Genomic DNA, 12,609 nt, shown 5'->3' with positions numbered 1-12,609 from the left:
GACAGAACCCCTCAGCAAGGTTCATCGTCCCAGGTCAGGAAGGCACTTTCGCGTTTCCGCCTCAACAGCCGCCGTACCCAAGCGAAACGGCGAGGTTAGCGCGGGTGATCGCCCTGAATTCCGTGCACGATCTTGGGTACCGCGAAGCTGACACGGATGTCGGCCGGGCGCCCGATCAATTGCGCGGCCCGGTTGATCGGCAGGTCGGCTGCCGGACGCCGTTCCCACACCATGACGCCGCCCCAGCGACGGTTTTCGTGGTCGGCCAGCCAATACTTGGACAGCAGACCGGGACAGGACGACCAGTCGTCGGCGCCTTGAAATATGTCAGCCTCCATATCCTGCACGGACGGATCGCCCGGACCTAGGTCCCACCAAGAGACGATCATGATCGGTGTGCCGCTCATAACGCCAGGTGCGTCAGTCTGCATTCCCAGTGGCCTTGTCGGTGATTAGCGATTGACGAAGCTCGTGGTTCGGCGGTGGGTACGAGACTGCCTATTTCTCAGCGCCGATGACGCCGGCAATGGTCATTTCGGTGATGAGGACCGGGGAGGGCGGCTCGAATCCGTTGCTTTCGAGATGTGCGAGCAGTTCCATGACCTGGAGGGAGTCCAGAGGATCGTTGTCGGCAGTGCCGGGGAATAGCTGCCGAGCGAGATGGAGTTCGGCATCAGGGCTGTGCGATTCACTCATGCGATCTCCTCAAATTCGATTGTGGGCAGTTCGAACCGTCGGCCGGTCAAGCCAGGGCGGATAGCAGAGCATGATCGATCTTCGCAGTCAAGGACTCAGGGATATGAGCGTTGCCCGGTCTGCGGGGTTGATTAAACGGGACGCGGCCCATTTTCGCGCGCACGCTCACTGCATCCATAATGGCCGAGGTGCAGTCGATCTCACCCCGGGAATAGTCCGTGTGCTTTCACAGGATCGGGGCCTGCGGGCCGCACGGAGTTGTAGAGAATCCTCCGCGAACCGGTGCTGGCCGTCTTTATGGCCGCGTACGTCGGAAGAAATACGGGACATGCTGAACGCGGGTTTCCTGCCCGCCACCGAATATGTCCTGAGGCCGCTTCTGGAGCAATCTGGACCATCCGCCGGGTCTGACGCCGCGGTGTACCACAGTGGCGGCAGAATTCTGCGGGAAATTCGTCGACACAGTTACGCGCAGGGGAACGCTATGTGATGTGCCGTGAATTGCTCCGATCGCCGGAACCGGCCGCAGCACAAGAGGGTGCTGCTCACACACCATGCGGGTCAATGCAATGCAGACGGACATAGGCTGGCTCTCTCGCTCACTGCCCGTGCAACCGCGCAATCTCCGCGGTTGCACGCAGTCGGCGGGAACCCGTGGCAGGTGCCGCCCCGTCAGCCATACGAAGGGCCGTCGGCGCGGTGACCCGCCGGTCCGTCGGATCGTCAGCGACTTCGGTCGGTCCCGGACCGCGGTGCCGCTGAGATCAGAGGTCGTGGTTCGCGTCGGCGAACGTGACGGGCAGGCCGCCGCGCAGGGCATTGCCGACCCGCTGCGCCCTCGGCGCACGGCTGGAGAACCTACACCTGAAGGAGAGCCGGCATGGTGCTGTCCGGCACGCGCGGAAACCAGCTCCCACCGAATCAACGCACCCGCACGGAAATCAGGCGATGAATCCACGCTCGGCAGACATCGCCCTGCATCACCCCTAAATGTTCGACATGGCTACGAACTCGACGGGTCGGACATAGGGGGCTGTCTGCGTGCGGTGGCGCAATTTTCCTCCCGCATAAACCTTCCATAGGTAAAAGATCTACATGTTTCTGTCGCGGGCCGATTTCACACTCGTAACCGCTGCCCAGAAGCTCGGGGTCCATCGGACAAGAGTCCTCTTGCCAAGTGGATGATTGATTGATTCACTACTTGCGGGCCATGTTGGTGGCTCTATTCACTGCGGCGGCTGGCCGGGGAGGCCCGGGCAACCGCCGATGGTTGTGGTCAGGTTCTGCTCACGACTCACGAGCCCTGCCGGAACCTTTACAGCAGAACCGACGGAGTCATTCACGGTGGGCGATACTCCCGAAGCGGTCAAACGGAGGCTAGGTATGCCGGCTCGGAAGAACTCTGGAAGGCCTGACTCTGTATATTCGGACGGAAGCTGGCAGAACGTTCTTCCAAGAATGTCGTCCACCGTCGTCAACGTTGCGATCAACCAACTGGTTTTGAATGATTCGCCTCGCTTGCAGGGGGAAGATGTAGCTCACATACAGGTGATCGCCGAAGTGGAGGATGGCCTCCCGCCAATCCTGGTTCACCGGGAAACCATGCAGGTCATCGATGGAATGCACAGAGTGCGGGCCGCCATCAGCAAAGGTCAGACAGTGATTGCGGCCCGCTTCTTCGACGGAGATGAAAAAGAAGTCTTCCTTCTTGCTGTCAAGGCAAATGTCGAACACGGGTTGCCGCTCTCGCTCACTGACCGCAAGGCCGCAGCAATGCGCATCATCGGTTCGCATGCTCATTGGTCGGATCGTGCGATAGCCGAGGCCACCGGCCTGTCGGCCAGGACCATCGCGTCTCTCCGACTACGGGTGACTACTCAGTCTCCGCAGTCGCATGCCAGGTTCGGCCAGGACGGCAGGGTCCGCCCCGTCAGCAATATCGAGGGCCGCCGGCGAGCCGCCAAACTCATAGCCGAGAGACCGGACGCCTCGCTCCGTGAGGTTGCCAGAGATGCGGGAGTGTCTCCCAACACTGTGCGAAGAGTGCGTGAGCAGTTGCTGCGCGGCGAGGATCCTGCGGCGCTGCGGCTGAAGGTGGTAAAGGAAACGGGAGACGGCCTTTCCACGTTGCCCAGTGCGCCGGTCGAAGCAAGTGTCGTGCCCACACCGCAAAGCTCAGTGAATTGGCATACTCTTTCAAAAGATCCAGCGATATGCCTCAGTGAAGCGGGGCGGTTTCTGCTCCGAAGCCTCAGCTTGACCGCACTTCCGCCTCAGGATTGGGAACGTATTCTTAAAACAGTTCCCAGCCACTGCACAGGCACCGTCTCGGCCCTAGCACTTGAGTGTTCTCGGCTCTGGGAACAGGTGGCCAGAAATCTCGAGGAAAGCGAGAAGTCCCAATCCGGCTGAAGATGACTCCAGTGCCTTTTCTCCCGAAAATATGGGGGACCTCGTGGGTATGCTTGACCTTCTGCGTTGGGCGCCAGGGTGCGACAGGAAAGCACTACCGGAACTGGAATCTCCCAATTTTTCGGCGAGCCCGGAAGAAATCCTGGATGCATTCACCATGCACAGGTTGATGAACCACCTGGCCGAGTCGCCTGCATGTCGCACGTAGTGCCGGTGCGGCCGGAGTTCAGGACGTCATTGGGAGCCACCACCTACGTCGACGGGACCGCGCGCCTGCAGATCACAGTCACGAGCCCGACGAGACCCGCGAGTTGTGGCGGCTCCGCTGGATCGACGTCGTGAAGATCGGTGCCGCGACGGAGGGAACGACCGGCACCAGGTGAGGAACGAAACATACTCATGGAGGAACCAATCAGATGGCGCACGGACTGATCGACTGGCCCGCGGAAGTCGCCTCGAGGTACATCAAGGCCGGCGTGTGGCGGGACGAGAATCTCTACGAATGGCTGGTACGGGGCGCAGACAGCTACCCGGAGTCGCTGATCTGCGACGGTGAACTGCGGCTGACGAGACCCGAGTTCGTCGTCCTCGTCGACCGGATGGCGAACGCCCTGCACCGGGCCGACGTCCGGGCCGGCGAGCACGTGGTGCTGCAGATGTCGAACCAGATCAGCGGACTGGCCTGCATATTCGCCTGTGCGAAGATCGGCGTCACCCCACTGCTGGCCATCCCTCAGCTCGGAACCCATGAGCTGCTGTCGTTCATCGACAGGATCGGTGCGACCACGCTGGTGGCCACGCCGGACTGCCTGGAGACCTGTCGTGCCGCCGGAGCATCGAGGCCGGCCGTGCGCAACGTTCTGAACACCGTCTCGCTGCTCGAAGACCCGGACACCGAACCGGAACCCAGCTTCCGACGCACAGCGTCGGACTCGGTCGCGGTACTGCTCGTGTCCGGAGGAACGACCGGCCTGCCCAAGATCGTCCCGCAGGTCCACCGAGCCTGGCTGTACCTGGGGCGGTGCGTGGCAGATCGCTGTCGCTTCGATCCGCGCAGCGTCTATTTGGTCGCGATGCCTCTCGCGCACGGGTGGGCGATGTGTAACGCACTCGCCATCCTCGACGCGGGTGGATCCTTGATCATCTCGCCGACACCGGCTCCGACGGTCGCTTTCAGCCTGGTCGCGCAATACGGCGTCACACGCACCGGCCTGATCCCGCCTCTGGCGGTGCTGTGGACCGACGCGGCCGTGGGAACGCCCCACGACATTTCGTCATTGCAAACGGTGCTGATCGGCGGCAGCAAGCCGTCGGCCGACGTGCTGAACGGATTCCGCAAGGCTCTGAACTGTGGCGTCCACCAAGGGTTCGGGATGACGGAAGGTTTGTGCGGCGTCCAGCCGCCGGACCTGCCGCAGGACCAGATGCTTGCCAACCAGGGTGTTCCCCTTTCGCCCCTGGACGAGCTGATGGTGATCGACGATGCCGGGGATCCGGTCGGGCCCGGCCAGGTCGGCCAGTTGCTCACCCGCGGGCCTTACACGATTCGCGGATACTACGAAGACGGCTCGAGCAACTCCACGGTGTTCACGGCGGACGGCTGGTACATGACCGGCGATCTTGTCCGTCTGGACCGTGACGGTGCGGTGTCCTTCGAAGGACGCATCAAAGATCAGATCAACCGCGGTGGCGAGAAGGTGTCGGAACGCGAGGTCGAGGAGCTGCTGCGCCGGCATCCCGGTATCCGCGACGTTGCCGTGGTGGGAGCACCGGACGAACGGTTCGGCGAGGCGGTGGTCGCCTTCGTCGTCGGTGACGAGTTGCATCAGTCCGACGTCGCGGAGTTCCTCGTTGCCGCAGGGGCAGCCCGGTACAAGATCCCGACGACGATCCATCCGCTGACCGAGATTCCGCTGACGCCTGTCGGCCGGGTGGACAAGTTGGAGCTGCGGCGCCGAGCGGCGTGCCCGAACCCTATCGGCGGCAACCGTGAATGAGCCGAACCACGACCTGGTCCGAGAGCTGATGGCGTGGCACTTCGGACCGGATACCGGCAGCACCTTCTGGCTGAAGCTGAAAGGCACCTCCGCCTGATCGGCGCCGCCCGCGGAATCCGGAATCTGTACTTCGGCGATATCCCGACCACCTGGGTCGATCCCCTGCAACCGTACGACGGCTACCTGTCCGAGTTTCTCATGGCGACCCGCGGCTATCGCGAGTCATGACATCTGACGAAGGAAGACGACATGCTGCCTGACGAAGAGCGCGCTCGTAATCGCGACGTCGTACGACGTTATCTCGCCTGCAAGGGTGAGGAGCAGCGACGAGCCCGCTACGAATTGTTCGCGGCCGACGGTCAAGCCGGCCTCTGGACGAGCGACAAGCCTGACCCGATCGCCACGCACGGAAAAGAGAAACTGCGGGACCACGGCGTCTGGTCCCTGCAGTGTTTCCCAGATTGGGAATGGTACAACGTGCAGATCTTCGACACTCAGCACCCGACGTTCTTCTGGGCCGAGTGTGACGGGCGCGGTGCCATCCGGTTCGAGGGCTATCCGGACGGCCACTACGAGAATCACTTCCTTCACTCGTTCGAGTTCGACGCCGACGGATTGATCGTCCGGCAGCGCGAGTTCATGAATCCGCTGCGGCAGTACGAGGCACTCGGCATCGACGTACCGCAGATTGTCCGGGCCGGTATCCCGACCTAGAGAGGGAGTGCACAGTATGCAGCCCATTCCAGCCTACGAACTGCCACGATTCCGGTCCGGTGGTCCCGGCGACCAGTGGCAGGTGGAGTCGCAAAGCGCCGCCCTGCTCGTCCACGACATGCAGGACTACTTCGTCAACGCGCTCGAGCCGCCACTGCGAACAGCATTGGTCGACGGCGTCGCCCGGGCGATCAGCTGGGCGCGCCAAGCGAAGGTCCCGGTGATGTACACCGCGCAGCCCGGCAGCATGTCTCCTGATGAGCGTGGACTCCTTTCGGACTTCTGGGGCACCGGCATGGCTCGGCGAGCCAACGACATCACGATCGTCGACCGGGTCCGGCCGGACGGCTCCGAGCCGGTCTTCACGAAATGGCGTTACAGCGCGTTCGTCGGGAACGGGCTCGAGTGGGCTTTGCGTCGCCAGGGAATCCACAACCTGGTGATCGCGGGTGTGTACGCCAGCGTCGGAATTCTCGCGACTGCTCTCGACGCGTTCAACAAGGACATCCGGCCGTTCGTGCTGTCCGACTGCGTCGCCGACTTCGACGCCAATGGTCACACTGCCGCACTCGACTACGTCGCGCGGTATTCCGGCCGGGTGATCAACCTGAACGAGTTGAGCGCCAGTGCCCATTGACATCGCCGAAGTCGTCTCCGGTCACGACTACGCGCTCCTGCACCGGCCAGAGTCAGGTGACGACCGAGTGACCTGTCTGATTGGCAGCGCATCCGCATATGAGTCGGTGCGCTCGGCCACGTCGGCCGCACAGGCCCGGGACCTGCCGAGCCTCCTCCTGGTGCCGTTCCGCCAGCTGACCGAGCGAGGCTTCGACGTACTCGATGACGACGAGAATCTGCTCCTGCTATCCGCCCGCGAGCTACACATGTTCTCGCCGGCCGACTTCGAGAGCCTGTCCGGCGGGGCGAAGCCCAAGGCCAGAAACGGCACGTTCCTGGACACCGACGCGGAGTACCGCGCAGTGGTGCAACGGATCATCACTGAAGAAATAGCCCAGGGCGCCGGCTCGAACTTCGTTATCAAGCGCACCTATTCGGCCGAGCTCGAGGGGGTCGACGATCTCGCGATGCTGACGGCGTTCGCCGATCTGCTCCGGAACGAACGCGGCACCTACTGGACCTTCTTGGTCCGGACCGGCGACCTGTATCTGATCGGCGCCACCCCCGAGCGTCATGTTTCAGTGAGCCGCCGGCGGGTGACGATGAACCCGATCTCCGGCACTGTTGCGCGGGGCACGGCCGACCCTGACACCGAGAAGGCGCGGCTGCTCGATTTCCTTGCCGACCCCAAGGAAGCCGATGAGCTCTCCATGGTTCTGGACGAAGAGCTCAAGATGCTGGCCTCCTTGTGCGAACCGGGTTCCGTGTCGGTGACCGGCCCGGGTCTGCGGCACATGTCGCGGGTCACTCATACCGAGTTCACGATCGAGGGTACGACCGATCGTCCGCTGGCTGACGTCCTCGTGCACACCATGTTCGCGCCGGCCGTGACCGGGAGCCCGATCCGTAACGCGTGCCGGGTGATCGCCCGGCACGAGCCGCACGGACGGTCGTACTACGCCGGCTGTCTCGGACTTGTCGAGCCTGCGGGCGACTCGACGTACACCTTCGACTCGGCCATCAACATCCGTTCGGCACAGGTGCGGTGGCATGGTGACTCGTGGAGGATGCGCACCGATGTCGGAGCGACACTCGTACGCAACTCGTCCCCGCAGCGGGAACTTGCCGAAACGCAGGCCAAGGCGGCCGCCATCCTGAGCGCTGTGTGTGCCGAGACGGTAGTACCTGGCGATCTGGGACCGCGCCGGTTCGATCGCCCCGAGCCCCCCGCCGCGGACGATCCCGATCTGGTGCGAGCCATCGGCCAACGACGCACCGACATCAATCCGCTGTGGTTCGGGGCCACCGCTGAGTACGGTGCCGCCGCCCGGCGGGCGGTCATAGTGGACGCTGAGGACGACTTCAACAGCATGCTGGCCCATCAGCTCAGCGCGTTCGGATATGCCGTCGACATCGTGCCCAACGAGCACGCTGTCAGAGCACTGGACGACGAGACACTTCTGATCTTCGGCCCCGGCCCCGGCGACCCGTGCGACGAAAGTGATCCGAGGGTCGCCGCCCTGGAGCAGGCGCTGACGAAGGCCCTGACGACTTCGAGGCCGTTTCTCGCGGTGTGCCTCAGCCATCAGATCCTCTGCCGCATCCTCGGCTTCGGCATCCACCGGCTCGCGGTGCCGAACCAGGGAACAGCCAGAAACGTGGACTGGTTCGGCAGCCGCAGACGTCTCGGCTTCTACAACGCCTTCGCGGCCAGGTCCGGGAAGACGACCGGCCTGCGACACCCCGTCGAGGTCGCCACGGATTCCGCTGGAGACATCACCGGATTGACCGCGGAGACCTTCGTATCCATGCAGTTCCATCCCGAATCCGCCTTGAGCGTCGACGGTACGACCGTCCTCGCTGATGCCCTGGCCCGGCTGGAGCGCCGATGATCCGTCACCCCTACCTCCTGATCGACGTCTTCGCGCGATCAGCGTTCCACGGCAACCCGGTCGCGGTCTTCTTCCCCGAGATCGACCTGTCGGACCGGGTCATGCAGGCGATCGGGACCGAACTCAACCTGTCCGAGGTCGCCTTCGTCACGCCGACCGGGTTGCCGGCCTGTTTCCGGGCGCGGATCTTCACGCCAACCCAGGAGCTGCCGTTCGCCGGCCATCCGATGATCGGCATTCTGGCCGCTCTGCACACCCAGTTCGACGTTGCGGGCGACGTCACGGTTCGCGTTCCGCGCAGCGAGGTGACCGGATGGGTGGAGCCCCGAGGCAAAGAGCTCTGGGCCGGATTCACTCTGCCGGTACCGCGGCCGTCTCCGGAGGAGATTCCGGCAGCCGAGATCGTCGCGGCACTCGGTGCCGCGAACATCGCTCCGATCGAGCTGTACGACGTCGGTGCCCGGCACCTCGTGATCGCGCTCGACAGCCTGGACTCCCTGCGGGACCTACAGCCGGATCACACCAGGCTGGCGAAATTCCCCGACGTTGCCTTCAACTGCTACGCCGGCTCGGGGACGACGTGGCGCAACCGAATGTTCTCTCCGTCGTACGGCGTCGTCGAGGACGCCGCGACTGGGTCGGCCGCGGGTCCGTTGCTGGCGCACGCGTACACCTACCGGGATGCGCCGACCGGTCGTCCGTGCCGGATCGAGCAGGGCGTTGAGCTCGGCCGGCTCGCTGAGATGCACGTACAGCTCGAACCCGCCGGCGACTCGCTCCAGTCACGGACCTGGGGCCAGTGCGTGACCGTCGGCAGCGGAACACTCGAGTATCCGGAGGACTGGTGAGCGCACGGCACGAGAGCCTGTCCGGGCTGCACGACGTTGCCTTTCCGGAGTGGGACAACGATCCGCCGCCGGAACCGTTCGAGTTGCTCTCCACATGGCTCGACGAGGCCGAACAGCAGGGTTGCGCGGAGCCGCGCGGCGCTGCGGTCTCCACCGTCGACGAGAGCTTCCGCCTGTCCTCACGAATGATGACGATGGTTGAGCTGACCGCTCGCGGGGCGGTATTCGCCACGCACACCACCAGCCGCAAGGCACACGACATCCGCGCGACGAAGTCCGGAAGCGCCTTGTTCTACTGGCGAGAGATCGGCCGGCAGCTGCTCGTCGCGGGGACCTTCGAGCTGGTCGACGAGCAGAAGTCGGAGTCGCTGTGGCGCAACCGGCATCCAACTCTGCATCCGATGAGCAGCTTGTCCCGGCAGAGCGAGGTACTGACCGACCCCACTGAACTGCGCGATCGGGTCCGTCTTCTCGAGGCCGACGCACCACAGCGACCGGTCCTGATCGCACGACCGGCCAGGTATGTCGGATATGAGCTGTGCGGCACGCACATGGAGTTCTGGTCGAGTGCATCCGACCGGCTCCACCGACGACTTTCGTACAAGTGGAGTGGAGGTCAGTGGTGCATCCGCAGACTCCAGCCGTGACGACGGGAGCACTCCCGCTGCGGCTCGACACCAGCCGCACCTGCTACCTCTACGCGGCGATCGCTTCGTCCGTCATGGGAACTCTCGGACACGTCGCGTGGCTCGAGGAGCGCATGCTGGCGACACGTGGCTGGTACAACGACCACGGCCAGGCTTACACCGACTTCCCGCGGCTGGGTGAGTATCGTGACGTCCTGACCGAGGAGCTGTTCCGTCAGCACGAGATACCCGACAGCGAGAGCGCGGCGGAGCTGATCGTCGAGTCGATCCGCGCTGGTCGTTACCTCACAGTGTTCCTCGACCGATCACAACTCGGCCCGTTCTTCGGCCGACAGTTGCCGAGTTTCCCGCACGAGATCCTCATCTTCGGAGTGGATGCGGACCGCAAAGTGGTTGATTCGGTGGATTACGACGCCACCGGACGCCTCGCCATATGCCGGTATCCGCTGGGAGCGGTGGCTGCCGCCATGCCGGACGTACAGAGCCTCAGCGCTCCCGGTGACGTCCTGTATGTCGCACAAGCCTTGTCGCCCGGTAGGCCGCCTGTCCCGCGGGACGTCACCCGGGCGGCCGCCGCGGTTCAGGCGTTCGCCGAGGCGGCGGTTGTCCATCCGGGGGCGGTGCAGTGGTGGCAGCCTGCCGACCTGCACCCTGTCCATGACGCCGAGTACCTGTACGGGTGTGATGTCATCGACCAGCGGCTGTTCCTGGACGACGCGTTCTCCAGCGCCGACATGCACCTGCAGAACGTGCAGCTGGTCCTCGAACAGGCGGTGGCCTGCCGGAAGCTGATCGCCGGATACATCGGCGCGGAGTCGTGCCCGGTGCTCGCCGCACACGATCAGGTCGTCCAGGAGATGCGGGCGCTCAAGATGTCGGTGCTTGCCCATCGCCTCAAGGGCCTCCGATTGCGCAACGATCCCCGCCCCGATCAATGGAAGTCGGCGGTCCAGCGCTCGTGCGCGCACTTTGTCGAGGTCGTCGAATCGGCCGCGGGCAACGACGCTGCCGCCTTGGCCAGGAGCCACACACTCAGGTGCCGGCCAGGAACGAAGCAGCCGTGAAGATCGCCCTCCTCGGTACGTATCCGACCAAGCGCTGCACAAAGGCCTGGACACCTTGCTGGAGGCGTTCGCCATCGTCGCTGCCGAACTGAGCAACGCATGGCTGGTGCCGGCCGGAGCTGACCACCCCGACTGGTGTGACTACAGCATCGCCGTCGGCCGTCCGGTGGTCTCGACGAACTGACGACGCACGGGCTGCGGTCGATAGCCTCGTCCGGCTCGCTCGGGATCATGCTCTGACGCAGTCGGCGGGGCACGAGCTTTGGCGCGCCGCACAGCCGATGACCTGGTCCGAGGTCGGCCACCAGTACGACGCCGTACTGCGAGCCGCCTGTTCGCCGAGTGGGTGCGCGCACGCACTCCCCGATCCAGAAAGGTGTCCGCGATGAGTGCCGACACAACCGACGCCGAATCATCTGTGGCGTACCGCCCAGGGTCTGCCGAGTACGACGAGCACCGTGCCGGCTTCCAGTTGCGGGAGCGACATCGGCCAGCTCTCGTGGTGGCGGCACGGGACGCCGACGACGTCGTGGCGGCCGTCCGGCACGCCGCGGAGGCAAGTATGCCGATCGCGGTCCAGGCCACAGGACATGGACTCGCCAACCCGCTCGCCGGTGAAGGTGTATTGGTGTCGACGCGAAGGATGGACAACGTCGATGTCGACCCCGGCGCCGGCACCGCACGGGTGGGCGCTGGAGCTCGGTGGCGCGACGTGATCGAGGCCGCCGCACACTACGATCTGGCACCGCTGTCCGGGAGCATGCCTGGTGTCGGCGCTGTCTCCTACACGCTCGGCGGCGGCATCGGGCTCATGGCTCGTCGCTACGGCTTCGCCGCGGACCATGTCACGCGCTTGGAGCTGGTCACCGTCGACGGCTCTCTGCTGACAGTTTCGGAACACGAGGAGCCGGACCTGTTCTGGGCGCTCCGCGGCGGTGGCGGGAGCTTCGGCATCGTGACCGCGCTGGAGATCGCTTTGATGCCGGTCGCCAAGCTGGTCGGCGGCGGTCTGATGTTCGACCTGGGCGAGACGCCGGACGTGGTCGCAACCTGGTTGCACTGGACGGCGACAATGCCCCCGGAGATGACCTCGGCGATGACCACGCTTGAGTTCTCTCATCGGCACATGGCACATGTCCAGGTCGCCTACCTGGGTTCGGCTGCGGAGGCCGACGAGTTGGTGGCCCCGTTGCGGGCGTTGAAACCTGCGTACGACGGTCTGCGGGAGATCCCGTACCGGCGGTCCGACACCGTCTTCAGCGAACCGGATCAGCCGCATGCGTATGTCGCCGACAACGTCTTGTTGCGGGCGATCGACGAGGAACGCCTCCGCGACGCCATCGCCACCTCGGCGCCAGGCCGGTCGATTCCCTCCATCATCTCGGTTCGTCATCTCGGTGGGGCGCTGTCCACTCCGCCGAGGGTGCCGAACGCAGTCAGCCACCGCGAGGCGAATTACCTGCTGTGTGCGGTAGCCCCGACAAACAAGTCGAACGCGGCAAGTGCGCGGGCGCTGCAGGACGAACTGTTGGCCGGCTGGTCCGGGACCGCCGTGGGCAGCTCGCCGAACTTCACTCTCGGACGACCCGACCGACGCGCCGCCGCAGAACTGTTCGACGCCGAGCGTCGTGACCGATTGCTGCAGCTGGCCCGTAAGTACGACCCCGCTGGACTGTTGCACCCCAGCTTCGTCATCGCCTGAGCACCTCCTACGAAAGGTT

At 64.5% G+C, this 12,609-nt stretch carries 14 protein-coding genes; 11 read left to right on the top strand and 3 right to left on the bottom strand.

The genetic code is table 11. The features are described 5' to 3' along the window. Positions 1 to 95: 95 nt before the first annotated feature. Both ACWDR4_RS33460 and ACWDR4_RS33455 read right to left on the bottom strand, forming a co-directional pair. The gene (locus ACWDR4_RS33460) at positions 96 to 407 is read right to left on the bottom strand and encodes a hypothetical protein (RefSeq protein WP_450413921.1); all 312 of its coding nucleotides are present in this window, start codon (positions 405 to 407) and stop codon (positions 96 to 98) included. Positions 408 to 498: 91 nt separating this feature from the next. After that, positions 499 to 696 carry a hypothetical protein gene (locus ACWDR4_RS33455; protein ID WP_450413920.1) on the bottom strand — a complete coding sequence of 66 codons (198 nt, stop codon included), beginning with the start codon at positions 694 to 696 and terminating at the stop codon, positions 499 to 501. A 1,458-nt stretch (positions 697 to 2,154) separates the two neighbouring features. Here ACWDR4_RS33455 and ACWDR4_RS33450 point away from each other — a divergent pair. From ACWDR4_RS33450 to ACWDR4_RS33405, 10 genes are all read left to right on the top strand, one after another. Then, complete coding sequence (locus tag ACWDR4_RS33450) at positions 2,155 to 3,108, top strand: ParB/RepB/Spo0J family partition protein (RefSeq protein ID WP_450413918.1); 954 nt, start codon at positions 2,155 to 2,157, stop codon at positions 3,106 to 3,108. Between the two features lie 416 nt (positions 3,109 to 3,524). Then, positions 3,525 to 5,105: an AMP-binding protein gene (locus ACWDR4_RS33445; protein ID WP_450413916.1), complete on the top strand. Its 1,581-nt coding sequence runs from the start codon at positions 3,525 to 3,527 to the stop codon at positions 5,103 to 5,105. Positions 5,106 to 5,138: 33 nt separating this feature from the next. Next, the gene (locus ACWDR4_RS33440; RefSeq protein WP_450413914.1) at positions 5,139 to 5,333 is read left to right on the top strand and encodes a hypothetical protein; all 195 of its coding nucleotides are present in this window, start codon (positions 5,139 to 5,141) and stop codon (positions 5,331 to 5,333) included. 21 nt (positions 5,334 to 5,354) lie between these two features. Further along, entirely contained in the window at positions 5,355 to 5,819 is a 465-nt protein-coding gene (locus ACWDR4_RS33435) for a PhzA/PhzB family protein (RefSeq protein WP_450413912.1), read from the top strand. A gap of 16 nt (positions 5,820 to 5,835) precedes the next feature. Further along, positions 5,836 to 6,456 (top strand): isochorismatase family protein, encoded by a 621-nt coding sequence (locus ACWDR4_RS33430; RefSeq protein WP_450413911.1) that lies wholly within the window; start codon positions 5,836 to 5,838, stop codon positions 6,454 to 6,456. Beyond that, positions 6,446 to 8,329, top strand: a complete 1,884-nt coding sequence (locus tag ACWDR4_RS33425) for a chorismate-binding protein (protein ID WP_450413909.1) — start codon at positions 6,446 to 6,448, stop codon at positions 8,327 to 8,329. The genes ACWDR4_RS33430 and ACWDR4_RS33425 overlap by 11 nt, the downstream gene beginning before the upstream one ends. Then, complete coding sequence (locus ACWDR4_RS33420; RefSeq protein WP_450413907.1) at positions 8,326 to 9,177, top strand: PhzF family phenazine biosynthesis protein; 852 nt, start codon at positions 8,326 to 8,328, stop codon at positions 9,175 to 9,177. Before ACWDR4_RS33425 ends, ACWDR4_RS33420 begins: the two co-directional genes overlap by 4 nt. Beyond that, on the top strand, positions 9,174 to 9,824 hold the full coding sequence (locus tag ACWDR4_RS33415; protein WP_450413905.1) for a pyridoxal 5'-phosphate synthase: 651 nt from the start codon (positions 9,174 to 9,176) through the stop codon (positions 9,822 to 9,824). Before ACWDR4_RS33420 ends, ACWDR4_RS33415 begins: the two co-directional genes overlap by 4 nt. Continuing rightward, positions 9,821 to 10,888 (top strand): hypothetical protein, encoded by a 1,068-nt coding sequence (locus tag ACWDR4_RS33410; protein WP_450413903.1) that lies wholly within the window; start codon positions 9,821 to 9,823, stop codon positions 10,886 to 10,888. Before ACWDR4_RS33415 ends, ACWDR4_RS33410 begins: the two co-directional genes overlap by 4 nt. A gap of 55 nt (positions 10,889 to 10,943) precedes the next feature. Continuing rightward, positions 10,944 to 11,072, top strand: coding sequence for a hypothetical protein (locus ACWDR4_RS33405; protein ID WP_450413901.1), 129 nt, complete (start codon positions 10,944 to 10,946; stop codon positions 11,070 to 11,072). Between the two features lie 228 nt (positions 11,073 to 11,300). On the opposite strand, the gene ACWDR4_RS33400 is transcribed toward ACWDR4_RS33405, so the two are convergent. Beyond that, complete coding sequence (locus ACWDR4_RS33400; RefSeq protein ID WP_450413926.1) at positions 11,301 to 11,435, bottom strand: hypothetical protein; 135 nt, start codon at positions 11,433 to 11,435, stop codon at positions 11,301 to 11,303. Here ACWDR4_RS33400 and ACWDR4_RS33395 point away from each other — a divergent pair. Beyond that, positions 11,388 to 12,590 carry an FAD-binding oxidoreductase gene (locus ACWDR4_RS33395; RefSeq protein WP_450413925.1) on the top strand — a complete coding sequence of 401 codons (1,203 nt, stop codon included), beginning with the start codon at positions 11,388 to 11,390 and terminating at the stop codon, positions 12,588 to 12,590. The two genes, ACWDR4_RS33400 and ACWDR4_RS33395, sit on opposite strands and share 48 nt — an antisense overlap. The last annotated feature ends 19 nt before the right edge of the window (positions 12,591 to 12,609 follow it).

It is taken from the genome of Streptomyces sp. NPDC000878, assembly GCF_053599695.1.
This window is presented reverse-complemented; position numbering and strand designations above follow the sequence as displayed.

Coding starts and splice junctions, on each gene's coding strand:
- ACWDR4_RS33460 (WP_450413921.1), bottom strand. CDS start 407: ATGAGCGGCACACCGATCATGATCGTCTCTTGGTGGGACCTAGGTCCG.
- ACWDR4_RS33455 (WP_450413920.1), bottom strand. CDS start 696: ATGAGTGAATCGCACAGCCCTGATGCCGAACTCCATCTCGCTCGGCAG.
- ACWDR4_RS33450 (WP_450413918.1), top strand. CDS start 2,155: ATGTCGTCCACCGTCGTCAACGTTGCGATCAACCAACTGGTTTTGAAT.
- ACWDR4_RS33445 (WP_450413916.1), top strand. CDS start 3,525: ATGGCGCACGGACTGATCGACTGGCCCGCGGAAGTCGCCTCGAGGTAC.
- ACWDR4_RS33435 (WP_450413912.1), top strand. CDS start 5,355: ATGCTGCCTGACGAAGAGCGCGCTCGTAATCGCGACGTCGTACGACGT.
- ACWDR4_RS33430 (WP_450413911.1), top strand. CDS start 5,836: ATGCAGCCCATTCCAGCCTACGAACTGCCACGATTCCGGTCCGGTGGT.
- ACWDR4_RS33420 (WP_450413907.1), top strand. CDS start 8,326: ATGATCCGTCACCCCTACCTCCTGATCGACGTCTTCGCGCGATCAGCG.